Source organism: Mesorhizobium sp. NPDC059025, assembly GCF_042739655.1.
GTDB lineage: Bacteria > Pseudomonadota > Alphaproteobacteria > Rhizobiales > Rhizobiaceae > Mesorhizobium.
In genome coordinates, this window is sequence record NZ_JBHYIM010000008.1 from 92,190 (window position 1) to 115,979 (window position 23,790).

Below are 23,790 nucleotides of genomic sequence, written 5' to 3' on the forward strand. Positions count from 1 at the left end.
TTAATCGCATGAGCCGCACCACCTTTGATCTCGACGCTTTGCGCAGTTTCGTTACCGGCATGGAACTCGGCAGCTTCGCAAGGGCATCGGAACGCCTCGGCCGGTCAACGTCGGCAGTGAGTGCTCAGCTCAAGAAACTCGAAGAACAGGCGAACACTGCCCTCTTCCGCAAGGCCGGACGTGGGCTGACACTGACGGAAGCGGGCGAGGCCATGCTCGGCTACGCCCGCCGGCTGATCGACCTCAACGATGAAGCGGCAGCCGCCGTGCGCGACGTTGAACTGGAAGGCTGGGTACGGCTCGGGCTGCAGGAGGACTTCGGCGAAATGGTGTTGCCGCAGGTGCTCGGCCGCTTCGCACGCGCCCACCCCAAGGTGAAGATCGAAGCCAGGATCACCCGCAGCCAGGAACTGGCTGAGCGCGTGGTGGCAGGTAACCTCGATCTGGCACTGGCATGGGACAATGGTGCGGCGCTGCCCAACAGCGATCCGGTCGCCGATGTGCAGTTGCGCTGGATCGGACCGGCCAATTTCGACATCGCGGACTGGCACGGTTCAGCGCTGCCGCTGGTGTCCCTGGAAGCGCCCTGCCTGCTGCGCACGATCGCGACCGAGAGGCTCGACCGCGCCGACCGGGCATGGCGACTGGCCTTTTCCAGCCCAAGCCTTGCCGGCATCTGGGCAGCCGTCGCTGCCGGCCTCGGCCTGACCATCCGCACCGACATCGGCCTGCCATCGACGGTGAAAGCCCTAACACCCGGAGCGTCGGGATTGCCCGCCCTGCCGAAAATCGGATTGCGACTGCACCGGAAAGACGCGGAGGCAGATCCCGTCACGCAACGGCTGGCCGACATCCTGCTGCAGGCGGCGCGCGCAGCCCTGCCTGGCGATCAAAGCCAGACACGTTTGCGAAGTGTCGCTTAGCCTTTTTTCTTCGCGCGGTTGGCGAAGGGATTGTCGGACGTGCGCAATGCCATGCGGATCGGCACGCCCGGCATGTCGAAGGATTCGCGCAGGCTGTTGACCAGGTAACGCACATAGGATTGCGGCAGGGCGTCCGGCCGCGAGCACGAGACGACAAACCCCGGCGGGCGCGTCTTGGCCTGCGTGACATATTTGATCTTGAGCCGGCGACCGGCGACGGCGGGTGGCGGATGATGCGCCAGGATGCCTTCCAGCCAGCGGTTCAGCTTGCCGGTGGAAACACGGCTGTTCCAGACCTTGTGGGTGCGCACGACCGCATCCATCAGCTTGTCGAGGCCACGCCCGGTCTCGGCCGAAACGGTGACTGCCTGCATGCCACGCGCCTGCGGCAGCAACCGCTCGGTCTTTTCGCGCAGTTCCGCCAGCACTTCCTGCGGATGATCGATGAGATCCCACTTGTTGAAGGCGATGACGGGTGCCCTGCCCTCGCGGATGATCAGGTCGGCAATCTGAAGATCCTGCTTCTCGAAAGGAATCGTTGCGTCGAGCACGATGATGACGACTTCGGCAAAGCGCATGGCACGCAAGCCGTCGTGGACCGACAGCTTCTCCAGCTTTTCCTGCACCTTGGCCTTGCGGCGCATGCCGGCCGTGTCGAACAGCTTGATCTGGCGCCCGCGCCAGTCCCAGTCGACCGAAATGGAATCGCGGGTGATGCCGGCCTCCGGGCCGGTCAGCAGGCGCTCTTCGCCGATCAGTGCATTGATCAGCGTCGACTTTCCGGCATTGGGGCGGCCGACCACGGCGATGCGGAGCGGCTTTTCCTCGTCGTAGGCCGGTATATCTTCCGCGTCGGGATCAGCAATATCCTCGCCGATCAGCACCTCGGAGATGGCGACCTCATCGTTGGCGTCCTCGTCTTCGCCGAAGACCCGCTCCTCGCCGAGTGCCGCGATCACCGCATCGCGCAGGTCGGGCATGCCCTGGCCGTGTTCCGCCGAAACCGGCACCGGTTCGCCAAGGCCGAGTTCCCACGCTTCCAGCATGCCGCCCTGGGCACCGCGGGCTTCCGCCTTGTTGGCAACCAGGACCACGGGCTTGCCGGAGCGGCGCACGACTTCGGCGAAGGTGCGGTCGTCCGGCATCAGGCCGGCCTTGGCATCCATCAGGAAGAAGATCAGGTCGGCTTCGCGGATGGCGATCTCGGTCTGTTGGCGCATGCGGCCAGGCAGCGTCGACGCTGGCGCGTCCTCGAAACCCGCCGTATCGACCACATCGAAGGTGATGTCATAGAGCTTGGCTGGATGAACGCGACGATCGCGGGTGACGCCAGGCGTGTCGTCGACAAGGGCCAGCTTTCGCCCGGCAAGGCGGTTGAAAAGCGTGGACTTGCCGACGTTAGGCCGGCCGATGATGGCGACTTTGAAGCTCATTGCTCATCACGATGCGTTGCCGGAGCCGCGGATCAGATCAGCCATCATCGAGGCACGCTGGCGGGCATTGCCCGGCGCGCCTTCGTCCGCGGAGATCTGTTCGAATAGCTTGAGCGCGTCCTTGGACTTGCCTTCCTTCCAGGCAGACAGGCCGAGCGCCTCACGCGCGGTGTGGCGCAACGGGCTGGTGTCGGCGGTCAGCGCCTCGACGCGGCTGGAGACATCGGCGAAGCTGCCGTGGTCGACCAGAAGCAGGCCAGCGCGCAGGCGTGCGATGTCGCGGATCGAAGCAGGGATCGCACCGTCAGCAGCAACGTCATCGAAATCCTTCACCGCGCCGGCGAAATCGCCCTTATCCGCCTTGACGGTGGCGGCGCGCATGCGGGCCAGCAGCGGATAAGCGCCGTAGCCATCCTTTTCCAGTGCGGACAGCGCCGTCAGCGCCTCGTCCTGCTTGCCGGCATTGGCCAGCGTCAGCGCCTGCGAGAAAGCGTCGCCGGAACGGTTGGCGCGGCTGGTGTCCCAATAGCGGTAGCCGACGAAAGCAGCTGTGCCCAGCACGATCAGCACGGCAGCGACAAGCAGTGCCGGACCATAGCGGTCCCATAGCGCCTTGGCGCGATCGCTGCGGATCTCTTCGTTGACTTCGCGGATAAAACTGTCGTCGGACATCAATCAAACCGTTGCCGCCCGGCCAAAATGCCGAGCCTAAAGATGAGCCCCGCCTTGTAGCGGAATTTTGTCGGCATGGAAGGGGGGAGCCGGAAAATCGGCACGATCGCCCCTGTCCTCAACATTCTTGGGGACCGTATCGACGCCACATTTGAAGACTAGGCGATTGCACCTCACCATTGCCCGGACAGCGGCAATCGCTTATCCATCTGGACGAATTGCAGTTTTTGTACCGATGATGCCCAGTTTGTTGCGCGTGCTTGCGTGTTCCTGCCTGATTGCCGCCACCACGACGGCGGCGCTTGCCGATCCGCCGCGCTCACGGTTACCGGCTGCGCCCAAGCAGGTCGTCATCATCTCCTTCGACAATGCGCGCGACATCGCGCAATGGAAACGCAGCCGCGCGCTGGCGCAGCGCACCGGCGCGCATTTCAGCTATTTCCTGTCCTGTGTCTTCCTGCTGTCGAAGGAGACCCGCAAGGACTACGCCACACCGCCGAAGGGAACCGGCAAATCGAATATCGGCTTTGCCGCTTCCAAAGAGGAAGTGGCGGAGCGGCTGGAGCAGATCAACCTGGCGGTCGCCGAGGGGCACGACCTTGGCAGCCATGCCTGCGGCCATTTCGACGGCAAGGACTGGAGCAAGAGCGACTGGCTGGCCGAACTCGGCGCCGCGCGGCGCATCCTGGAGAACGCCTACACGATCAACGGCATCGCTTCTGAACCTGCCGGCTGGCGCGACGTGGCCAGGTCGGTGACAGGTTTCCGGGCACCTTATCTTTCAACGGGCAAGGGCCTCTATCAGGCGCTGCCTGAAGCGGGTTTCAGTTATGACGCCAGCGGTGTCTCGCAGGGTCCTGCCTTGCCGACGAAATCCGGCGGCGTGACGCGTTTTTCGCTGCCATTGATCCCGGAAGGCCCGAAGCGTCGGCCGGTGATCGCGATGGACTACAATCTGTTCGTGCGCCATTCCGGCGGCTTCGAACGGCCAAGCCAGGCCAAGGAATTCGAGGAACGAACCTACGAAGCCTTCCGCACGGCCTTCGACAAGCAGTATGGCGGCCAGCGCATTCCGCTCGAACTCGGCTTCCATTTCACGTTGATGAACGACGGCACCTATTGGAACGCACTCGAGCGTTTCGCAGGAGAAGTCTGCGTGAAAGCCGATGTCGAATGCATCAGCTATCGCGACTACCTGGCCAGGGGCAAACCGATCAAGCCGGCGACCGTGGGCGGCTGATGCCGCCCACATCGATCGTTACGCAGCACCCTGGTCCTGCGCGTGTTTCTCCATGTAGCGACGGTCCAGTTCAGGCAGCGGTTCGCCATGAAGCGTGGCCTCGAACGCCTGAAGACGCTTATAGATCGAAATCAGTTCCACGATCGTCGGCCACGCGGTGACCAGATACTGGAACGAACTTGAGACCTGGCCAAACGCCGTGCTGATCTGCTGCCAGATGCCCATCGTAATGCGGCCCGCGGCTATGGTCGGGATAAGAATCACCGCCGAGAAGATCGCATCGGCCTGGCCAAAGCCTGCGCGGAAGACGTTGAAATACGCGTAGTGGAAATAATAGCGGAAATAGGTCCGGCGCACATTCTGGAACAGTTCACCCAAAGTGGGTGGCGTCGCCCGGTTGGGATCGTCTTCTCCATAGACGAGTTCCTTGCGGTAAGCTGCCTCGACCCTCTGGTTCCTGAATTCCATTCCAGGCAGCTTGATGCCGGCGACTGCCAGAAGCACCGTGCCAAAGATGGACCATGCCAGAGCGGCGACGACCAGGGAATATGGGATCGACCCGACCAGCGGCAGGGCCGTTATGTGCTGTGAAAGCCCTGCAAGCACCGGCAGGAATGCGATGAGCGTGAGGATCGAGTCGGCGAAGGCAACGCCCAGCGCTTCCATGGTGGTGGAGAAACGCATCGTGTCTTCCTGAACACGCTGGGAGGCACCCTCGATGTGGCGGAGCTTCGGCCAGTTCGCAACATAGAAATCGTTCATCGCGGTGCGCCAGCGGAAGATGTAATGGCTGACAATGAAGCGCATCACCACATAGACGGAAACGAACATCATTCCGATAAGGGCGTATATCCAGAAAAGGCTGTAGAGCTCGGCAGCAGTCACCGAATTGGGGGTGGTGATAGCCTTCTGGAAGAGATCGAAGAACGGCCCGCGCCAATTGTTGATGGCAACATAGATCTCAACGTTGATGTATGTGAAAAACAATATGAGGGCGGATACCAGGATCGACCAGTTCTGCCATGGATGCGGCGCGTAAAACCGCCAGAAAAGATAGAATAAACCGAGCAGGACGGCGAAATAGACATAGAACCAGAGAAACGGGGTTGACCAGAAAACCGGAATACCGAGAATTGGCGGCGATCCGGCTGCCGCGGGGGGCAACCCCATGATTGCTCCGAAATCCCGTCCTCCTGCAAACCACAGCAAAACACCAAACAAGGTCCACGCCGCGGCCGAAAGGAAAAACAGCTTCGGCTTCGGAAAGAAAGAAACGAACACGTTGGCCTGCCCCAGATAACGCGCGAGCGCGATTGCGATTCGCAACCATCAAGTCACAGTTTTTGCGGCAAAGGAATGGTGGCCCGGCCTGCTGGCGAATTACTTTTTCGTCACGTTGGCGAGCGGGCTTCTTCTTGGACTTGTTGTTTGACGTCACGGCCCGCCGACCAGACGACCACGGCCGAAATGACCAGGACAATGGCTGCGGCGATCGACGGCACGAAGAAACTGCCGCCGGAACGCTCCGCCAGCACGCCCGCCACCAGCGGGCCGATCAACTGGCCGATGCCGAAACTCGCCGTCATCAGCGCAAAGGCGCGGCGCGGCGCCAGTGGCGAGAGCACCCTGCCCGCCTGCAGGCCGAGTGCGGTGATGGCAATGAAAGTGCAGCCGAGAAAGAAACCGCCGAGCAGCGGACCGACCGGCAGGCTCATCGCCACGCTGGCCGTCACCCCCACAGCCTCGACCAGTGAGGCCAGGGCATAGGCGACATATAGCCCGGTCTTGCCGGCAATCTTCTGCCAGACCCAGATGGAAGGCATGCCGGCAAGACCGGTCACCATCCAGACCATTGCCTCGAAAGTGCGGCTGCCACCGCCCTGGCGCACGATGGCAACGAGGAAGGTGGCCGTGACGATGTAGCCGAAGCCGAACATGCCATAGGCGATGGTGACTTTCACCAGCGGTGCGCTCCAGTTCAAAGCCGGCTCCCGCCCCGAGCCGGTGGTCAGCGCCGGACCGCGATCGATCATCAGAACCGTGACAACGAACCCCACAAGCGAGAGCGCGGCGGCGATCATCCAGCCTGCCACCCAGGTGGCGTGACTGCTGACCAGCAAGGCCATCATCAAGGAAGAACCGGCAATGCCGAGGCCGACACCGCTGAAATGCAGCGCCTGCAGTCCATTGCGGCCGGCTACGGCGAGATGGCTGAAGACGATCGCGGCCAGGAAGACGATGACGAAGGCGCTGGCAACACCCGCTAGGAAACGGATGACGAGGAAAGCCAGGGTGGAGTCCGTCAATCCCATCGCCCCGGCCAGCACACCGCTGGCGGCCAGCGCGGCCAGCATGACGATCCGTTCGCGGCCATGCGCCCAGCCGCCCGCGGCAGCGAAGGCGCCAAGCAGGTAACCGAGATAGTTGGAAGATGCGATCAGGCCGGCGTCGCCGGCGGACAAATGGAGTTCTTCCATCATGCCGGGCAGGATCGGCGTGTAGACAAAACGGCCAATGCCCATGGCGACCGCCATGGCAACCATGCCGGCAAGGGCGAAGCGCAGCGGAGAGGCCGGTGTCCCGTTCATTGCAGCGCACAATAAAACTGTGCGCCTGCGAGGCAATGCGTTTCGTTTGGGCCAGTTGCGTGGCTGGAGCGTGATCCCGAAAAAGTTGCAGGCCCTTCGGATAAAGTAACGATCAGGCGCCGCAGCAGCGTGGCGTCTCGAAGGCAGTCCGCCGCGCGGTGAGCCTGAACGGCATGTCGCCCAGTTCGCGCTCCGACATGGTGTCGAGGACCGGATGCGAAAGCGGATCACGCACCCAGCGGGCAATGTCTCCATCGGTCGAAGGGGTCGGCAGCAGTTCCCGGAACGGGTTCAGCAAGGAGAAAAGCGTCATGGCGGCAACTCCTTTTTCTGAAACGATTTTGCCACCAAACCGCAGGGATTCAATTGAGATTTGCACGGCACGAGTTTAGAAAAACTTCATGGCTCCTTTGAACCGAATCCATCTCAATGGTCTTCGCGCGGTGGAGGCCGTTGCGCGGCTGGGCTCGCTTTCGTCGGCGGCTGGAGAACTCGGTGTTTCGTCGAGCGCAGTCAGCCAGCAGATCAACCGTACCGAGAGACAGCTTGGGCTCGCGCTTTTCGAGCGAACGCCATCCGGCCTCGTGCTGACCGATTTCGGCAGCCAGTTCGCGACAAGGCTTGGCAAGGGTTTTCGCGAACTGACACAGGCCGTGGCTCTCGCCGACGATGCCTCCCGCTGCACGCTGGTGGTGTCGGTGGCGCCGGCCTTCGCCTCGAAATGGCTGATGCCGAGGCTGTCGCGGCATTTCACGCGCTATCCGAATGTGCTGCTGCGCATCGATGCTTCGGTTCGGCTGGTCGATCCCGGCAATTCCGAAATCGACATCGGCATCCGGCTCGGCAACGGCAAATGGCCAGGCCTGCATGCGGAATTGCTGCTGGCACAGGAGATCTTTCCGGTTTGCGCGCCTTCGATCGCGGCAAGGCTGAAGACGCCCGCCGACCTGGCCAACGCCTATGCGATTACGGATGAGCGTACGATGATCGCCTGGGAAAACTGGTTCCGGGCAGCCGGCGCCGAGCCGGTGACATTGCTCAAGGGCGCCTCCTTTACCGACCCGATGCTGTGCCTGGAATCGACCATTGCGGGCCATGGCGTCATGCTGGGCTGGCAGTTGCTGTGCGCCGACGCACTGGCCGACGGCCGTCTGGTTGCCCCTTTCGGCATACGCGCGCCGAGCGGGCTCGGCTATTGGATGGTGACCGCACCGGGGGAACCGGAGAGCCGCAAGGTGCGCGACTTCAAGGCATGGCTGCGCGAAGAGATCGAAGCGACCATGGCGACATTCACCACGCCAAGCGAGCGTGCCATCGCCTGAATCGAGGACCAATCGCTATTTGTGGAAAGCGACGCCCGGGCGGTCTATGTAGAATGACATCACCAACAGCCGAGGCCTGACCATGACATCCCACGCCCGCGATTTTTCCGCTGCCATCGATCCGGTGAAGCTCGAACGCCTGGCCGAAGTGGTGGTCAAGGTGGGTCTGCAGCTGCAGCCCGGCCAGGATCTCGTGCTGACCTCGTCGATCGCGGCACTGCCGCTGACCCGCAGAATCGTCGAGCATGCCTACAAGGCCGGCGCCGGATTGGTGACGCCGATCTTCAACGATGACGAGATCACGCTCGCCCGCTTCCGCTATGGCGCCGATGCCGGTTTCGACCGCGCCGCCGGCTGGCTCTACGAAGGCATGGCCAAGGCGTTCGCCAACAATGCAGCTAGACTTGCCGTGCGCGGCGACGACCCGTCGCTGCTGTCGGCTCAGGACCCGGCCAAGGTCTCGCGCGCCAACAAGGCGAACTCGATCGCCTACCAGCCGGCGCTGGAGAAGATCACCGGCTTCGACATCAACTGGAACATCGTTGCCTATCCGGAACTCGCCTGGGCAAAACAGGTGTTCCCGGGCGAAACCGACGACGTGGCGGTCGCCAAGCTGGCGGACGCGATCTTCGCGGCCAGCCGCGTCGACAATGACGATCCGATCGGCGCCTGGAAGGCACACAATGCAGCACTTGCCGAACGCACGAAATGGCTGAACGGGCACAATTTCCATGCCTTGCATTTCAGGGGTCCGGGTACCGACCTGACCGTCGGTCTCGCCGAGGGGCATGAATGGATGGGCGGCGCCTCGACCGCCAAGAACGGCATCACCTGCAATCCGAACATCCCGACCGAGGAAGTGTTCACGACGCCGCATGCGCAGCGCGTGACCGGCCACGTCTCCTCGACCAAGCCGCTGTCCTATCAGGGCACGCTGATCGATGAGATCTCGGTGCGTTTCGAAGAAGGCCGCATTGTGGAAGCGAAGGCCGCCAAGGGCGAGGATGTGCTGCAGAAAGTGCTGGACACCGACGAAGGCGCGCGCCGGCTGGGCGAAGTGGCGCTGGTGCCGCATTCCTCGCCGATCTCGGCAAGTGGCATCCTGTTCTACAACACGCTGTTCGACGAAAACGCCTCCTGCCACATCGCGCTCGGCCAGTGCTATTCAAAGTGTTTCGTCGGCGGTGACAAGCTTTCGCAGGACGAGATCGCCGCGCGCGGCGGCAACAAGAGCTTCATCCACATCGACTGGATGATCGGCTCCAACAAGGTCGATATCGATGGCGTCAACAAGGACGGCAGCACTGTGCCGGTGATGCGCCAGGGCGAGTGGGCCTGACGGAGACTTGTGACCAGCAGTCGGGCGGTGTCATACCGCCCGATCTTGGGAGGCAGCCGATGGCTTTCGACATCGTGGTCAAGCGGGTCTACGAGCCGGCTGCAGCTTCAGATGGTCAGCGCGTGTTGGTCGACCGCATCTGGCCACGCGGCCTGACCAAAGAAAAAGCGGCGCTGACCCTGTGGCTGAAGGACATCGCACCGAGCGATGGCTTGCGCAAATGGTTCGATCATCAGCCCGAGCGCTGGGAAGAATTTCAAAAGCGATACCGGAGCGAACTGGCCGACAGGCAGGAGCCGTTGCGCGAACTGGCCAGCCTGCTGGAGCACGGCCGCGTCACCCTGCTCTACGGCGCCCATGAGCAGCGTTACAACAATGCGCTGGCGCTGGCGGATTATCTGCAAGAAAAGGCATAGCGCTGACGTGGTTGTCCGGGGTGCGTCCTTCGAGGCTCGCCCGCATGGAGCCGCACCTTTTACTTCGGACACATTGCGGGCTCACACCTCAGGATGAGGACCATTGAGCGGGTGCCCGCAACTCGGGGCATCGCAGCAGTGCGTCAGCGCGACGGTCCTCATCCTGAGGTGTGAGCCCGCATAACCCTCGATAGATTGCGCAGTCCAAGGTGGGCGAACCTCGAAGGACGCACCTCGATCAGCCGAGCTCGCGCTCGTAGATATCGGGCTTGAAGCCGACCAGCAGATGGTCGCCCAGATCAAGCACCGGACGCTTGATCATCGTCGGGCTGGCCAACATCAGCACCTTGGCTTTCTCGGCATCGAGGCCCTGCTTCTTGTCGTCCGGCAATTCCCTGAACGTGGTGCTCGCCTTGTTGAGCAGCACTTCCCAGCCGAGCTTGTCGATCCAGCCCTGCAGGCGATCGGCTTCCAGGCCCGAGGCGCGATAATCATGAAAAACATATTCGACCTTGCGGCCTTCCAGCCAGACGCGCGCCTTCTTGATCGTGTCGCAGTTCGGGATGCCGTACATGGTGATGGTCAAGGCCGGGTTCCTCGGTTTGTCCGATACCGGGTAGCCGATTCGGAGCGATGACGCTCTCTTCCTTATTCGCCGTAGGGCACCCAGATGTTCTTCACCTGCACGGCGCGGGACAGGAACTCCCTGCCCTCGCCCTGGCGCGCGTCATACCAGTCACGCTGGACTGTTTCGGCCCAAACCTGCTTGAGGTTACCGGTCGAGGCCTTTTCGATCTTCGCTGCCGCATCGCGGCCGCCGAAATACCAGATGCCGTCGACTTCCTCGTGCTTTGCCAGCTCGAGCGCGAGCGCATCACGGTCGCCGGTGACGATGTTGACGACGCCGTCCGGTACATCCGACGTCTCCAGCACCTGGTAGAAATCGGTGGCGGCGAGCGCCTGGCGTGAGGATGGCAGCACCACGATACGGTTGCCCATGGCAATCGCCGGGGCGAAGGTTGAGACGAAGCCGAGCAAACCAAGCTCTTCCGGGCAGGCGATGCCCAGGACACCAAGCGGCTCGTTCATGGCGAGCGCCACGCCGCGCAGCGGCGGTTTGTGCACCGCGCCCTCGAACTTGTCGGCCCAGGCGCCGTAGGAGAACAACCGCGACACCGAGGCTGCAACCTCTCTGGCCGCATCCTGCTTGCGCTTGCCGGTCATTGCGGCAAGACGGTCGGCGAACTCGCTCGAGCGCGCATCGAGGTTCTCGGCGATGTAGTAGAGGATCTGTGCGCGGCTGTGTTCGGCGGTCGACGCCCAGCCGGTCGCCTTGCGCGCGGCCTCCACGGCATTGCGGATATCCTTGCGGTTGCCGTCCCCAACCTCGCCGACCAGCGCACCCGACGGTGAAACGATCGGCCGGGAATAGCCGCCATCCGGTCTCGCCTGCTTGCCGCCGACATAAAGTTTCGCGGTGCGGTCGATGAAGCCGGTGGAGACGACATCGCCATTGGGCTCGACGGCAGGCGCGGCGGCAATCGGCTTGGCCCTGGACAGCCATTTCGGCTTGCAATAGGCGACCAGACCTTCGCGGCCACCTTCGCGGCCATAACCGGATTCCTTGTAGCCGCCGAAGCCGACGCCGGCGTCGAACATGTTGGTGCCGTTGACCCAGACGACGCCGCATTTCAGCTTGGGCGCGATGTCCAGCGACAGCGACAGCGTCTCCGACCAGATCGAGGCGGCAAGGCCGTATTCGGTGTTGTTGGCAAGCTCGACCGCTTCAGCCGGGGTGCGGAACGTGGTGGCGACAAGCACCGGCCCGAAGATCTCGACGCGCGAGACGGTGGCGGCCGGGTGCACGCCGGTCAGCAGCGTTGGCGGATAGAAACACCCTTTCGCCGGCACGCCTGATTTGGGCTGGTGAAGAACCGCTCCTTCCTTGACTCCGACATCGACCAGTTCGCGGATGCGCGCCAGCTGCACCGGATGCACGATGGCGCCGATGTCGATCGCCTTGTCGAGCGGATCGCCGACACGCAACGTCTCCATGCGGGCTACCAGCTTGGCGATGAAACGCTCCTGCACGCTTTCCTGCACCAGCAAGCGCGAGCCGGCACAGCAGACCTGACCCTGGTTGAACCAGATGGCGTCGACGACGCCTTCGACCGCGGCATCGAGGTCCGCGTCATCGAAAACGATGAAGGGCGACTTGCCGCCGAGTTCGAGGGTCAGGCTCTTTCCCGAGCCGGCGGTCGCCTCGCGGATGCGGCGGCCGACCTCGGTCGAACCAGTGAAAGCGATCTTGGCCACGCCCGGATGATTGACGATGGCTTCGCCGGTCGCGCCGTCGCCGGTGACGATGTTGACCACACCTTCCGGCAGGCCTGCTTTCTGGCAGATCTCGGCGAACAGCAGCGCGGTGAGCGAGGTGTATTCGGCCGGTTTCAGCACCACCGTGTTGCCGAGCGCGATCGCCGGCGCGATCTTCCAGGCCAGCATCAACAGCGGAAAATTCCAGGGGATGATCTGGCCGCAGACGCCAAGCGGTTCCCTGTCGGCCAGTTCACCGTCCATCAGCTGCGCCCAGCCGGCATGGTGATAGAAATGACGGGCGACCAGCGGGATATCGATGTCGCGGGTCTCGCGGATCGGCTTGCCATTGTCGAGCGTCTCCACCACCGCGAACAGGCGGCTGTGGCGTTGGACCAGCCGGGCGATCGCGTAGAGGTAGCGGGCGCGGACATGGCCGGGAAGTGCGGCCCAGCCGGGCTGTGCCTTGGCGGCGGCCTTGACCGCCGCGTCGACATCGGCGGCATTTGCCTGCGCCAGCCGGGTCAGGATCTCACCGCTTGACGGCGATGTGGTTTCGAAGCTTTCGCCCGACTTGGCCTTCTTCCAGCCACCGCCGATGAACAGCCTGGTTTCAGCGCCCAGCCCCTTGATCCAGGCGCGGGCTTCCTTGTCGCTCTCCGGCGCCGGGCCGTATTCCATCGTGTCCAGGATTTCTGCGATCGACATGGAGACCCCCGTTACGCCATAGCGTGGTGGCTGAAGGCCGCGTAACGACCGGTGACGTAATGCTCGAGCTGGCGCTCGATGTCGGCAAGCAGCGACGAAGCCCCGAAGCGGAACAAATTGGGCTGCAGCCAGTCGTTGCCGAGCTCTTCCTTCATCAATGCGAGATAGGCCATCGCATCCTTGGCGGTGGAAATGCCGCCGGCCGGCTTGTAGCCGACGACATGGCCGGTCATCTCGCGATATTCGCGGATGGCACGGATCATCACCAGCGTGACCGGCAGCGTCGCATTGATCGCTTCCTTGCCGGTCGAGGTCTTGATGAAATCGGAGCCTGCCATCATCGACACCCAGGACGCGCGGGCGACATTGCGCAAGGTCTGCAGGTCGCCCGTGGCGAGGATGGTCTTCATGTGCGCCGGCCCGCAGGCTTCCTTGCAGGCCTTCACCTCCTCGTAGAGCGCCTGCCAGTTGCCGGTCAGCACATGTTCGCGGGTGATGACGATGTCGATCTCCTCGGCACCATCGGCAACCGACGCCTCGATCTCCCTAAGCCGCGTGTCCAGTGGCGAAAGGCCAGCCGGAAAGCCGGTGGAGACGGCGGCGACCGGAATGCCCGAGCCCTGCAGCGCATCGACCGCGGTGGCGACGAAACGATGATAGACGCAGACCGCACCGGTGGTGATGATGCGATCGCCAAGCCCAAGCGCGTCCTGCAGATCGGCGCGCAGCGGCTGGCGCGCCTTGGCGCAGAGGCGGCGCACGCGGCCGGCGGTGTCGTCGCCGTTCAGCGTGGTGAGATCGATGCATTGCAGCGCACGCACCAGCCAGGCTGCCTGCCATTCCTTCTTCACCGTGCGGCGGCCACCGAGCGACGACGTGCGCCGTTCGGCGGCGCTCAGATTGACGCGGACAGCTTCGATCGGGTCGAGCGAAAACGGTATCGGCGGGTTGTAGGGGTGCGGCTGGTTGGCGAAGGCGGCAGCGCCGGCGGCTTGGCCACTCCTGTGCTTGTTGACGACATTCATCTCACACCTCCCATACGCCCGGACGGTGACAGCAAAAGGACGACCGCGCCGAAACGTCCATATTGCGCGAATCGCGAAGCCCGCCAAGGCTCAATCGGCCTCGGCGGGCTCTCGCAGCTCGGAGTTGAATGGAAGTCCGACCGCTTCGGGTCTATTTCCGCTCAGGAAACAATGCCGTCAGTCCGTCGCGGGAAGCCTCGGCGACCCCGCGTTCGGTAATCAGGCCGGTGACGAGACGCGCCGGCGTCACATCGAAGGCAGGATTGCCGGCGGGCGACGCTTCCGGCGACACGCGCACGCGGGCGATCTCACCGGTTTCGGTCTTGCCCTGCACGAAGGAAACCTCATCACCGGAACGTTCCTCGATCGGGATTTCCTTCAGTCCGTCCGACACGGTCCAGTCGATGGTCGGCGACGGCAGCGCGACATAGAAGGGAATGTCGTTGTCCCTGGCTGCGAGCGCCTTCAGATAGGTGCCGATCTTGTTGCAGACATCGCCATTGGCGGTGGTGCGATCCGTGCCGACGATGACCATGTCGACCTCGCCATGCTGCATCAGATGACCGCCGGCATTGTCGACGATCAGCGTGTGCGGCACGCCGTGCCCGGCCATTTCCCAGGCGGTGAGCTGCGCGCCCTGGTTGCGCGGGCGCGTCTCGTCGACATAGACGTGGACCGGGATGCCGGCCTCGACCGCCAGATAGATTGGTGCGGTGGCGGTGCCATAGTCGACCGTGGCCAGCCAGCCGGCGTTGCAATGGGTGAGGATGTTGACGCGCTCGCCCGGTTTCTTCCTGGCGGCGATCTGCTTGATGATGGCAAGGCCGTTGCCGCCGATCGAACGGTTGAGCTCGACATCCTCGTCGGCGATCTCGGCGGCGCGCTTGTATGCGGCGGCAACACGCTCGGAAACCGGCAACGGCTTCAGAAGCTTGCGCATCTCGTCAAGCGCCCAGCGCAGGTTGATCGCCGTCGGACGCGTCTCATGGAGCCGGTCCCAGGCGGCATCGAGGGCAGCGTCGGATGCATCAGCCAGCATCTGAATCGCCATGCCGTAGGCAGCGGTAACGCCGATCAGCGGCGCGCCGCGCACCCACATGTCGCGGATCGCGACGGCGACATCTTCCACCGTCGACAGTGTGACGACGCGGAACTCGTGCGGCAGCCAGCGCTGGTCGATGATATCGACGGAACGGCCGTCTTCGTTCAGCCAGATGGTGCGAAAATGCTTGCCGCCGACGTTCACGCGTATGCTCCTTTTTCGATCAGCGCGGCGAACGCGTTGACCTCTTCAATGCTGTGGATGACGCGGCGGTTGACCGCGATGTGGCGACCGAAACGCAGCGCCCTGGCCTCGCAGACGGCGCGCCTGGCTTCGTCCTCGATGGTCTCGAAATCCGCATTGTGGGCGAGACCGAGTATGCGACGGTGGCATTCGACGCCGGCGAAACCCAGAAGATCCTGCCAGATGTCATGCAGCATGCGATCGAGCGCCTGTTCGGCGCCGAGCGCATCGCCGCGATCCTCGAACACGCTGCGGGCATAAAGCATGCCGGTGCGTTCACTACGCCAGAGGCGCGAGAACTCGGAGCGGAACACGGCCCAGATCGAGGTGACCGTCTCGAGCAGATAGGAGCGCATGGTTTCGCGCGAGCCGTCCTGTTCGTGCCCGCTCTGCGAGAAGTAGGACATCCAGAAATTGGCCAACAGCATGCCGACGTCGAACGCCATCGGCCCGTAGAAGGCGAATTCGGGATCGATGACGCGGGTGTCCGTATCCGTCACCATGACGGAGCCGGTGTGCAGGTCGCCATGCAGCAACGTTTCGGCATTTGCCGCGAACAGATGCTTGAGGCGCTGCGCTTCGACCTTGAGATCGCGATCGGCACGCAGTTCGGCAACGAGCGGCTCGAGCGCCGGCGTGTAGTGGTTCAGCTTCGCTTCGAAATAGGGATCGGTGAAAACCAGGTTTTCGGTGATGTCGCAGAGTTCGACATTGTCGGCGAACAGCGCAAGGTCGGCCTTGCGATCACGCGCCGCCATGTGCAGGTCCGAGCCACGGAACAGCGTACGCGCCACGAACAGGCCGAGGTCGACGCCGATGCGCGGCAATTCGCGGCCGGCGATCAGTTCCTTGCGCAGGATGATGTGCGGCGTCAGATATTCCATGACGATCAGCGCCTGCGCTTCGTCGAAATGCAGCACCGCTGGCACCGTGCCTTGACCAGCGCGGGCTTCCTGCCTGACCAGCGCGCGGTATTCGAAGAAGGAGCGCTTCAGCGGCAGCGGCCAGCTTTCGCCGACCAGCCGGACATAGGGCAGCGCCTGTTTGACGACGGCCGAACCGGCCGGCCCTTCGACAATGAAGACGAGGTTCAAATTACCGTCGCCAACCTCGCGTACACGCCAGGCGGAAACATCGTCGCCGAGCTGATCGGTCAGCGCCGGCAGAGCGCCGAGCCTCGTGGCCAAAGTTTCAACCGTCAGAGCCTCGAACGAAGCATTTTTTGCCATGTCGGCCTCCCGATCCGCGTCCCCGTTTCTGTTAGCGAACGGTCATGACGGGTAAAAGGCTAGGAACCATTCTGTCATTTGTCAATCGTGTTGACAAATGACGAGATTGTTCCTAGCGTCGGGGTCAAGGAGGAGAATATGGCCGCAGAAGCCGTGTTCCGCATCGCGGATCTGAAGAAATCCTTCGGCCCGATCCAAGTTCTTGGCGGCGTCAGCCTCGACCTGCATCCAGGCGAGGTGACGGTGCTGATGGGCGCCAATGGAGCGGGTAAGTCGACGCTGGTGAAAGTCATCAGCGGCGTCTATTCGCGTGATGGCGGCGCCATGACATTGGGCGCCGCCGACTTCGCGCCGAAAACTCCGGCAGAAGCCATCCGCGCCGGCGTCGTCACCGTGCACCAAAACATCAATGACGGCGTCGTCGCAGCGCTCGACGTCGGCACCAACCTGACGCTGGATCGTCTCAGCGGCAAAGGCCAGCCCCTCGTCTTCAACCCGCGCCGCGTGCAGCGCGAAGCCCGCGCCGTCGCCGAGCGCATGGGGTTGGACATCGACCTTGGCGCCGCGATCGGGGATCTCACGCTGGCGGACCGCCAGATGGTCGCGATCGCACGCGCCATGGCGCACGAGCCGAAGGTGCTGATCCTCGACGAGCCGACATCCTCGCTGTCCAGTGCCGAGGCCAACCGACTGTTTTCGCTCGTCGACCGGCTGAAATCGCACGGTGTCGCCATTCTCTATATCTCGCACCGCATGTCGGACATCCGCCGGCTGGCCGATCGCATCGTCTCGCTGCGCGACGGCCAGATCGTCGGCACGTTCGACAGCAAGCCGCTCGACTATGAAGGCGCGGTCAATGCCATGCTTGGGCGCAGGATTCACCAAAGCGCTTTCGCCCCCAATGCGGGCGGCAAGACGATCTTCGCCGCCGACAATCTGGTGATCGCCGACGGCGCCAGGCCGATCTCGCTTTCCCTGGGCGACGGAGAGATCGTCGCCATCACCGGCCTGGTCGGCGTCGGCAAGACGGCGCTTGCCGAGACGCTGTTTGGACTGCGCCAGCCGCTCAGCGGTTCCATGGCCCTGAACGGGCACGGCTACAGCCCCCGCACACCGGCCGAAGCGATCAGCGCCGGCGCCTTCCTGGTGGCCAAGGACCGCAGCGAAAGCGGCATCGTCGGCGCTTTCAACATCTACGAGAACATGACCCTGCCGTTCCTGAAACGGATTTCGGCTTTCGGCGTGCTGCGCCGCCGCACCGAGCGTGCCATCGCCCGCCGTCAGATCAGCGAGCTGGGCATTGTCTGTCGGACCGAGAAGGACGAAATGTCGACGCTTTCGGGCGGCAACCAGCAAAAGGTGATGGTGGCGCGCTGGATGACGCACCCCTCCTCACTGTTCATGCTGGACGAGCCATTCCAGGGCGTGGATATCGCCGCGCGGCGCGATATCGCCGCAAAACTCAGGGCAAATGCCGCCGGGCGCGCGACACTGGTCTTCGTCACCGAACTCGATGAGGCACTGGAGACTGCCGACCGCATCCTGGTCATGTCCGAGCACACGATCGTCGGCGAGCACAGGAACGAGCGCATCGACATGGACCGCCTGCTGGCGGAGGTCGCCGGCCAGACGGCGCGGGGCGCTGCCTGAAAATGATAACGATAAAGGGGGCGCGAATGGCGCAGCTATCCGGCGATTTCATGAGCAGCGAGGTTTGCGCCTAAATGCGTGACATCGCCGTGCGTTACGGCTTTCTGGTGCTGTTCGCGGCACTGGTCGCCTATTTTGCCTCCACCGCCGATGGCTTCGTGTCGCCGCAAAGCGCGGTGTTCATCTTCCAGTCGGTGGCGATCACCGGCATCCTGGCACTCGGCGTGACAGCGACCCTGGTGGTCGGCGGTTTCGACCTTTCCATCGGTTCCGTGGCGACCAGCGCCATGATGGCGGCCGCCTATGTCATGGTTGTGCTGGACCAGAATGCGCTGGTTGCGGTTCTCGCCTGCCTGGCTATCGGCGTGCTGATCGGCCTGATCAACGGCTTCCTCATCGTCTATATGCGCGTGCCGGATCTCCTGGCGACGCTCGGCATGATGTTCCTGCTGCTCGGCCTGCAGCGCATCCCGACCGAAGGCCGCTCGATCGCTGCCGGCATGACCATGCCCGACGGGTCGGTCGCGCCCGGCAAGTTCAGCGACGCTTTCCTGGCGCTCGGCCGCTACCGTTTCGATTTCTTCGCACCGAACCTGGTTCCGGTATCCGTCGTGGTGCTGGTGGTGCTGGCGGTGGCGATCTGGTTCTTCCTTGAATACACGCGTTTCGGCCGCATGATGTACGCGGTCGGCTCCAACGAACGTGCAGCCGAACTCGCCGGCGCGCCTGTCAAGGCATACAAGATCTGGGCCTATGTCATTTCCGGTATATTCGCCTCAATCGGCGGGATTTTGCTCGCCGCCCGACTTGGACGCGGCGACATCGCCTCGGGTAACAATCTGCTGCTCGACGCGGTGGCGGCGGCGTTGATCGGTTTTGCCGTGCTGGGTGCGTCAAAGCCCAACGCCTTCGGCACTGCTGTCGGTGCGCTGTTCGTCGGCGTGCTCCTGCAGGGACTGACCATGATGAACGCGCCCTACTACACCCAGGATTTCGTGAAGGGCGCAGTGCTGGTGATCGCGCTCGTCTTCACATTTGCCCTGTCGACCAGGGCCAAAAGGTAATTGCGGCAATCAACGACTAAAAAACCAAGCGGAGGACTTAGATGAAATTCGATCGCAGAACATTCGCCAAGCTGGCCGTCGGCCTGCTCGGCGCGACGGCGCTGGGCTTTTCGCCAGCGCTGGCGCAAGACAAGCCGGCGCCGTTCGACAAGCCGGGCCAGGTCAAGATCGCGCTGGTGCGCTATCTCTCCACCGGTGACTTCTTCCAGGCCTATCTGGCCGGCGTGGAATCGCAGGCCAAGGCGCTCGGCGTTGACCTTCGCGTGCTGGATTCCAAGCAGGACGCGGCCCTGCAGGCCGACATGGTCGACCAGGCGATCGCACTTGGCGTCAACGGCATCATCATCCAGCACGGCCTGACCGAATCGATGAAGGAAGCCGCCCAGCGCGCGGTCGACGCCGGCATCAAGGTGGTGGCCTTCGACGTCAACGTCGAGAACCCGAAGATCCCGCAGATCGAGCAGTCGGATCGCGACCTTGCCCGACTGGCTCTGGAACAGGCGATCAAGGACAATGGCGAAAGCTGGAAGTCCGGCTACGTCTATGTCGCAGGCATTGCGCCGCTCGACCGCCGCAACGAGACCTGGGTGGAATTCAAGAAGAAGTATTCAGGCATCAAGGAAGCCGCGCAATTCGGCACCCTCGACAACCCGATCGCCAACTCGGTCGCCAACCAGGCCCGTTCGGTGCTGTCGGCGAACCCCGACATCAAGGTGATGTTCGCGCCCTACGACGAATTCGCCAAGGGCGTGAAGATCGCGGTGGACGAAGCCGGCCTGTCGAAGGACGTCAAGATCTATTCGGCGGACATTTCGACCTCCGACATCGCGGCGATGCGCGAGCCTGACAGCGCCTGGGCAGCAACCGCCGCCACCAACCCGGCCGTCGTCGGCCAGGTCTCGGTGCGCGCGCTGGCCCAGCTGCTGGCCGGTGAAGATCCCGGCAAAAGCGTGATCGTGCCGCCGACGCTGATCACCCAGAAGGAACTGGTCGAAAAGGACATCAAGAACATGGAAGAACTGTCAGCCAAGCTGCCGCAATTCGCCCATGCTGATGTCGCCATGCCGAAGTGGATGCCGAACCCGAACGCGAAGTAAGCATCGACGACAGAGACAGCATGAGAGCAGCCCGCTTCGGCGGGCTGCTCTTTTTTGTTGCGCGCAATCTTCTGGTACGCAGCCTGTTCGGGGGCCCCAGCTTATGTCCAAAACAACAATGAGCGCCCTGATGGACGCTCATTGTTGTTTCAGAACGATCGAATTTCTCTGCGCAGGCAGAGGGACCCGATTATCGCAGCGCCGCCGCGATGTTGCCGCCGTCGACGGTCGTCACATCCGCAGTGGTACGCTCGGCCAAAGCCTGATGCAGGAAGGCCTGGGCAACGTCGTCGGCGGTGACTTCCTGCCCGAGCAGGTTGCCGGACATGTAGTCCTTTTCCGACAGGCCGCGTGCGGTGGAACGGCTGGCGATCATCGCATCGGTCAACAGGCCGGAGCGGATACGGTCGGCGTTGACGGCATTCGAACGGATGCCGATCGGACCATACTCCAGCGCGTACTGGCGCGACAGGAACAGCGTCGCCGCCTTGGGCAGGCCATAGGCGCCAAACTTGGCGCCCGGGTTCACCGCCTGCTTGGAAGCGTTGAACAGAAGCACGCCGCCTGTGCCCTGCTCACGCATGATGCGCACCGCGTTCTGCGCCACACTCTGGTGCGAGAAGAAGTTGAGCTCGAAGCTCTTGCGCAGCAGCGCGTCATCGATGTCGGCGATCATGCCCTCCCAGGCAGCGCCAGCGTTGGAAACGACGATGTCGATGCCACCAAACACCTTCACGGCCTGATCGAAGGCAGCGCGCACTTCGGCCGGATTGGTGATGTCCGCGCCGACACCGATCGAACTGTTGCCGGCAGCCCTGGCGGCTTCCGCGGCCTTGGCGGCATCCAGGTCGACCACCACGACATGCGCGCCTTCACGGGCGAAAGCCCTGGCGGTGGCAGCACCTATGGCACCGGCGCCGCCGGTGACCAGCACGATCTGGCCGGTCAGGGGCTTTGGCTTGTTGGAAGCAAGCTTGGCCTGTTCGAGCGACCAGTATTCGAGCGGGAACAGATCGGACTTGGCGAGCGGACGGAAGGCGCCGACGCTGGCCGCGCCCTTGACCGCCTCGATCCACATCTCGCCGACATCCGAAGCGATCCTGGCGTCCTTCAGCGTGCGGCCGTGACCGAACATGCCGAGGCCCGGCACCAGCGACAGGCGCGGCATCGGGTCGAGCATGGTGCGCTTGACGTCGTCCAGCGCATCGTTCTCTTCGAAATAACGGGTGTATTCAGCCATGTAGGCGGCGACCCGCCTGCCGATCTCGGCCTTGTAGCCGGCGAGATCAGAGGCATCAGGCGCCGGCAACACCATCGGCCCGGTCTTGATGCGGATCGACAGGTCCGGCGTCGAGACACCGGCGGCGGCGTAGTCGGCAATCGCCGCCGAATTGACGAATTCCAGGATGGCGCCGGAAGTGCGGAAATCGCTGACCATGCGATCGAAGCGGCCCTCGCCCCTGGCGACCGCGACGGCGCCGCGCAGCATCGAAGCGACCTCCTCCGGCTTCGCCAGGCTGGCCGGCAAGGATGCCGGCTTCAGCGGATTGCTGCCATTCCTGGCGACATAGTCCTCGGCCACCGTCACATAGTGGATCATGCGATCATAGGCCTGCCTGGCATCGTCGCCGAAGGTGAAGATGCCATGCTTGTCGAGGATCAGGCCTTCGACACTCGGGTCGGCGTCATAGACATCGGCGGCGACCTTGGCGAGATCGAAACCCGGCTTGATGTAAGGCACGAAACCCATCTTGTCGCCGAACACCTTCTTCGACAGCGCTTCGCTGTCGCCGCCCTGGTCGACGATGGCGAGGATCGCGGTGGAATGGGTGTGGTCGACGAATTTGTGCGGCAGGAAGGCATGCAGCAATGTCTCCACCGACGGGTTCGGCGAGGACGGATCGATCAGGTTGGCGCGTTGCAGCGCGACCATGTCTTCATCCGACAGGCTATCCAGCTTGCGCGCCTTGAGCAGCGCCCCGAGTTTCACCGCCGGAAGGCCCTGCGGTTCGATGACGGCCATGTCCCAGCCACTGCCCTTGACGCAGAGCACGTCCCATTCGTCGCCGACGAAATCGGTGACCTTGGTCTTGACCGACGTGTTGCCACCGCCGTGCAGGACAAGCCTCGGCTCGCCGCCGAGCAGCCGCGTCGTGTAGACCCGCAGCGCCAGATCGCGGCCCACGCCCTTTGCCGCATAGGCCTTGACCACGTTTTCGGCTTCGGCGTCGTTCCAGAGATTTTTCATCGGGTCGTCCACATTTTCAATTGGGATAGAAGGGTCGGATTGCATGCACCGGCCATCCGGCGAGCGTTTCGGCTCGCCGGATGCTCCAAGATTCTTATAGGTCAGGCCGATCTTGCTTTTGCGACAGGCGTGAATCCTGCGTATCGAGCAGGCGCCGCGCCATGCCGGCAGGGAGTACGAGGTGCGAACAGAGACCACCGGCCAGCGCCGCTTGCAGCGGCTCCAGCTTGTTGTCCTCCTGCACCACCATCATGCGCTTGGGGATGGCACGCATCGAGGCGAGATCGGCCGAAATGACACGACGGTTGTAGTCGCAGTCGAGCAGGTTGCCGGTGGCGTCGATGAGCTGGCCGGCGATGACGCCTGTCGCACCCCGATCGCGCAACGCGAACATTTCGGCAGGGGTCAAGGCACCACATTTGACGATGTGGCTTTCTGCATCGATGGTGCCGACTGAAAACAGAGCGAGGTCGCAGCGCGCAACCAGCGACAGCTGTTCCTTGATGACCGGCTCGTCGCGCAATTCACGTGCCAGTCTTTCCGAACTCAGGGACAGCGGCGCATAGAAGTTGAGACCCTTTGCATTGAGCCGCCGCGCGATCTCCATGGTGCACTGATCGGGGCGCTGCGAATAAGGCGCGCCGAGGTTGCCGCACAGTTGCACGACGGTGACATCCTGCAGGTCGGCAAAGGACATAACGTCGGCTACCGCATAAACGGTGCGCCCCCAGGCAACGCCGATGCGGTCGCCGCGATTGACGAGTTCGAGGAAGACGCCGGCGGCAAGAGCCGGTACTTCCACGCTGGCATCGAGCGCCTGGCGATCCTGCGGTGCGATCCAGACGGTGGTGAGCCCGAACGCATCCTCCACCTCCCGCGCCAGCGTATCCTCGGTGAAAAGCTGAGTCGACGTGGAGATGTTGACGATGCCGGTCTCACGCGCCTTGCGCAGATAGGTAGCGACGGAAGCGCGCGAGATATCAAGCTTCCTGGCCACCTCGTCCTGGCGAAGCCCGTGCGTGTAGTAAAGCCACGCCGCCTTGTGAATGATCTGATCTGCCGCCCGGATCGCCATGGGTCGAAATCTCGTTTTCGACATTATTCACGACGACTGACAAAAGTCAAACAAGCTCGTTGCGTCTGGAATATGCATTTTTCCCCCAGGACTGTAACCTGATTGTCGATGCCGACAAAGCTGCAACCGGAGGCTGTTCAGCAAGGGTTCATACCTTGCT

The 23,790-nt window shown here is 63.1% G+C and carries 20 protein-coding genes; 8 read left to right on the top strand and 12 right to left on the bottom strand.

The genetic code is table 11. From position 1 onward, the window contains the following. Positions 1–8 precede the first annotated feature (8 nt). Complete coding sequence (locus ACFWYE_RS19770) at positions 9–923, top strand: LysR substrate-binding domain-containing protein (protein WP_379062162.1); 915 nt, start codon at positions 9–11, stop codon at positions 921–923. Here the strand turns inward: ACFWYE_RS19770 and der are convergent. Both der and ACFWYE_RS19780 read right to left on the bottom strand, forming a co-directional pair. Next, positions 920–2,356 (bottom strand): ribosome biogenesis GTPase Der, encoded by a 1,437-nt coding sequence (der, locus tag ACFWYE_RS19775; protein WP_379062165.1) that lies wholly within the window; start codon positions 2,354–2,356, stop codon positions 920–922. The genes ACFWYE_RS19770 and der overlap by 4 nt on opposite strands. A 6-nt stretch (positions 2,357–2,362) precedes the next feature. Continuing rightward, positions 2,363–3,028, bottom strand: coding sequence for a tetratricopeptide repeat protein (locus ACFWYE_RS19780; RefSeq protein ID WP_379062168.1), 666 nt, complete (start codon positions 3,026–3,028; stop codon positions 2,363–2,365). Positions 3,029–3,266: 238 nt separating this feature from the next. Here ACFWYE_RS19780 and ACFWYE_RS19785 point away from each other — a divergent pair, with 238 nt between their 5' ends. Next, positions 3,267–4,268, top strand: a complete 1,002-nt coding sequence (locus ACFWYE_RS19785) for a polysaccharide deacetylase (RefSeq protein WP_379113941.1) — start codon at positions 3,267–3,269, stop codon at positions 4,266–4,268. A gap of 18 nt (positions 4,269–4,286) precedes the next feature. Here the strand turns inward: ACFWYE_RS19785 and sbmA are convergent, their stop codons facing one another. The 3 genes from sbmA to ACFWYE_RS19800 all read right to left on the bottom strand — a co-directional run bounded on the left by sbmA (position 4,287) and on the right by ACFWYE_RS19800 (position 7,169). Then, positions 4,287–5,549, bottom strand: a complete 1,263-nt coding sequence (gene sbmA / locus ACFWYE_RS19790) for a peptide antibiotic transporter SbmA (protein WP_379113724.1) — start codon at positions 5,547–5,549, stop codon at positions 4,287–4,289. Between the two features lie 110 nt (positions 5,550–5,659). After that, positions 5,660–6,856, bottom strand: a complete 1,197-nt coding sequence (locus ACFWYE_RS19795) for a YbfB/YjiJ family MFS transporter (RefSeq protein WP_379113726.1) — start codon at positions 6,854–6,856, stop codon at positions 5,660–5,662. A gap of 112 nt (positions 6,857–6,968) precedes the next feature. Next, positions 6,969–7,169 carry a hypothetical protein gene (locus tag ACFWYE_RS19800; protein ID WP_379113728.1) on the bottom strand — a complete coding sequence of 67 codons (201 nt, stop codon included), beginning with the start codon at positions 7,167–7,169 and terminating at the stop codon, positions 6,969–6,971. An 88-nt stretch (positions 7,170–7,257) separates the two neighbouring features. Here ACFWYE_RS19800 and ACFWYE_RS19805 point away from each other — a divergent pair, with 88 nt between their 5' ends. The 3 genes from ACFWYE_RS19805 to ACFWYE_RS19815 all read left to right on the top strand — a co-directional run bounded on the left by ACFWYE_RS19805 (position 7,258) and on the right by ACFWYE_RS19815 (position 9,933). After that, positions 7,258–8,178: a LysR substrate-binding domain-containing protein gene (locus ACFWYE_RS19805; protein ID WP_379113730.1), complete on the top strand. Its 921-nt coding sequence runs from the start codon at positions 7,258–7,260 to the stop codon at positions 8,176–8,178. Between the two features lie 82 nt (positions 8,179–8,260). Beyond that, positions 8,261–9,517, top strand: a complete 1,257-nt coding sequence (locus ACFWYE_RS19810) for an aminopeptidase (RefSeq protein ID WP_379113732.1) — start codon at positions 8,261–8,263, stop codon at positions 9,515–9,517. Between the two features lie 59 nt (positions 9,518–9,576). Next, the gene (locus ACFWYE_RS19815; protein WP_379113734.1) at positions 9,577–9,933 is read left to right on the top strand and encodes a DUF488 domain-containing protein; all 357 of its coding nucleotides are present in this window, start codon (positions 9,577–9,579) and stop codon (positions 9,931–9,933) included. A gap of 238 nt (positions 9,934–10,171) precedes the next feature. On the opposite strand, the gene ACFWYE_RS19820 is transcribed toward ACFWYE_RS19815, so the two are convergent. From ACFWYE_RS19820 to mtnK, 5 genes are all read right to left on the bottom strand, one after another. Then, on the bottom strand, positions 10,172–10,519 hold the full coding sequence (locus ACFWYE_RS19820) for an ArsC family reductase (RefSeq protein WP_379113736.1): 348 nt from the start codon (positions 10,517–10,519) through the stop codon (positions 10,172–10,174). Positions 10,520–10,581: 62 nt separating this feature from the next. Then, positions 10,582–12,957, bottom strand: a complete 2,376-nt coding sequence (locus ACFWYE_RS19825; protein WP_379113738.1) for an aldehyde dehydrogenase family protein — start codon at positions 12,955–12,957, stop codon at positions 10,582–10,584. Positions 12,958–12,968: 11 nt separating this feature from the next. After that, positions 12,969–13,982 carry a deoxyribose-phosphate aldolase gene (gene deoC, locus ACFWYE_RS19830; protein WP_379113740.1) on the bottom strand — a complete coding sequence of 338 codons (1,014 nt, stop codon included), beginning with the start codon at positions 13,980–13,982 and terminating at the stop codon, positions 12,969–12,971. A 151-nt stretch (positions 13,983–14,133) separates the two neighbouring features. Further along, positions 14,134–15,228, bottom strand: a complete 1,095-nt coding sequence (gene mtnA, locus ACFWYE_RS19835) for an S-methyl-5-thioribose-1-phosphate isomerase (RefSeq protein ID WP_379062195.1) — start codon at positions 15,226–15,228, stop codon at positions 14,134–14,136. Next, positions 15,225–16,496 carry an S-methyl-5-thioribose kinase gene (gene mtnK, locus ACFWYE_RS19840; RefSeq protein ID WP_379113742.1) on the bottom strand — a complete coding sequence of 424 codons (1,272 nt, stop codon included), beginning with the start codon at positions 16,494–16,496 and terminating at the stop codon, positions 15,225–15,227. The genes mtnA and mtnK overlap by 4 nt, the downstream gene beginning before the upstream one ends. A gap of 138 nt (positions 16,497–16,634) precedes the next feature. Here mtnK and ACFWYE_RS19845 point away from each other — a divergent pair, with 138 nt between their 5' ends. From ACFWYE_RS19845 to ACFWYE_RS19855, 3 genes are all read left to right on the top strand, one after another. Further along, a complete protein-coding gene (locus ACFWYE_RS19845; RefSeq protein ID WP_379113744.1) occupies positions 16,635–18,146 on the top strand; it encodes a sugar ABC transporter ATP-binding protein in 1,512 nt (503 codons plus the stop codon). A gap of 74 nt (positions 18,147–18,220) precedes the next feature. Next, positions 18,221–19,210, top strand: a complete 990-nt coding sequence (locus ACFWYE_RS19850) for an ABC transporter permease (RefSeq protein WP_379113746.1) — start codon at positions 18,221–18,223, stop codon at positions 19,208–19,210. Positions 19,211–19,251: 41 nt separating this feature from the next. Next, positions 19,252–20,307, top strand: coding sequence for a substrate-binding domain-containing protein (locus ACFWYE_RS19855; RefSeq protein WP_101937991.1), 1,056 nt, complete (start codon positions 19,252–19,254; stop codon positions 20,305–20,307). A gap of 190 nt (positions 20,308–20,497) precedes the next feature. Here ACFWYE_RS19855 and ACFWYE_RS19860 read toward each other — a convergent pair whose 3' ends face one another. Continuing rightward, positions 20,498–22,555 (bottom strand): bifunctional aldolase/short-chain dehydrogenase, encoded by a 2,058-nt coding sequence (locus tag ACFWYE_RS19860; RefSeq protein ID WP_379113748.1) that lies wholly within the window; start codon positions 22,553–22,555, stop codon positions 20,498–20,500. 94 nt (positions 22,556–22,649) lie between these two features. After that, positions 22,650–23,630: a sugar-binding transcriptional regulator gene (locus ACFWYE_RS19865; protein WP_379113750.1), complete on the bottom strand. Its 981-nt coding sequence runs from the start codon at positions 23,628–23,630 to the stop codon at positions 22,650–22,652. Between the last annotated feature and the right edge of the window lie 160 nt (positions 23,631–23,790).

What these genes read in the sequence shown, in the direction of transcription:
- ACFWYE_RS19815 (WP_379113734.1), top strand. Translation starts at nt 9,577, where the DNA reads ATGGCTTTCGACATCGTGGTCAAGCGGGTCTACGAGCCGGCTGCAGCT.
- ACFWYE_RS19770 (WP_379062162.1), top strand. Translation starts at nt 9, where the DNA reads ATGAGCCGCACCACCTTTGATCTCGACGCTTTGCGCAGTTTCGTTACC.
- ACFWYE_RS19800 (WP_379113728.1), bottom strand. Translation starts at nt 7,169, where the DNA reads ATGACGCTTTTCTCCTTGCTGAACCCGTTCCGGGAACTGCTGCCGACC.
- ACFWYE_RS19860 (WP_379113748.1), bottom strand. Translation starts at nt 22,555, where the DNA reads ATGAAAAATCTCTGGAACGACGCCGAAGCCGAAAACGTGGTCAAGGCC.
- ACFWYE_RS19805 (WP_379113730.1), top strand. Translation starts at nt 7,258, where the DNA reads ATGGCTCCTTTGAACCGAATCCATCTCAATGGTCTTCGCGCGGTGGAG.
- ACFWYE_RS19785 (WP_379113941.1), top strand. Translation starts at nt 3,267, where the DNA reads ATGCCCAGTTTGTTGCGCGTGCTTGCGTGTTCCTGCCTGATTGCCGCC.
- ACFWYE_RS19825 (WP_379113738.1), bottom strand. Translation starts at nt 12,957, where the DNA reads ATGTCGATCGCAGAAATCCTGGACACGATGGAATACGGCCCGGCGCCG.
- ACFWYE_RS19780 (WP_379062168.1), bottom strand. Translation starts at nt 3,028, where the DNA reads ATGTCCGACGACAGTTTTATCCGCGAAGTCAACGAAGAGATCCGCAGC.
- ACFWYE_RS19795 (WP_379113726.1), bottom strand. Translation starts at nt 6,856, where the DNA reads ATGAACGGGACACCGGCCTCTCCGCTGCGCTTCGCCCTTGCCGGCATG.
- ACFWYE_RS19865 (WP_379113750.1), bottom strand. Translation starts at nt 23,630, where the DNA reads ATGGCGATCCGGGCGGCAGATCAGATCATTCACAAGGCGGCGTGGCTT.
- ACFWYE_RS19810 (WP_379113732.1), top strand. Translation starts at nt 8,261, where the DNA reads ATGACATCCCACGCCCGCGATTTTTCCGCTGCCATCGATCCGGTGAAG.
- ACFWYE_RS19850 (WP_379113746.1), top strand. Translation starts at nt 18,221, where the DNA reads ATGCGTGACATCGCCGTGCGTTACGGCTTTCTGGTGCTGTTCGCGGCA.
- deoC (WP_379113740.1), bottom strand. Translation starts at nt 13,982, where the DNA reads ATGAATGTCGTCAACAAGCACAGGAGTGGCCAAGCCGCCGGCGCTGCC.
- mtnK (WP_379113742.1), bottom strand. Translation starts at nt 16,496, where the DNA reads ATGGCAAAAAATGCTTCGTTCGAGGCTCTGACGGTTGAAACTTTGGCC.
- der (WP_379062165.1), bottom strand. Translation starts at nt 2,356, where the DNA reads ATGAGCTTCAAAGTCGCCATCATCGGCCGGCCTAACGTCGGCAAGTCC.
- ACFWYE_RS19845 (WP_379113744.1), top strand. Translation starts at nt 16,635, where the DNA reads ATGGCCGCAGAAGCCGTGTTCCGCATCGCGGATCTGAAGAAATCCTTC.
- ACFWYE_RS19855 (WP_101937991.1), top strand. Translation starts at nt 19,252, where the DNA reads ATGAAATTCGATCGCAGAACATTCGCCAAGCTGGCCGTCGGCCTGCTC.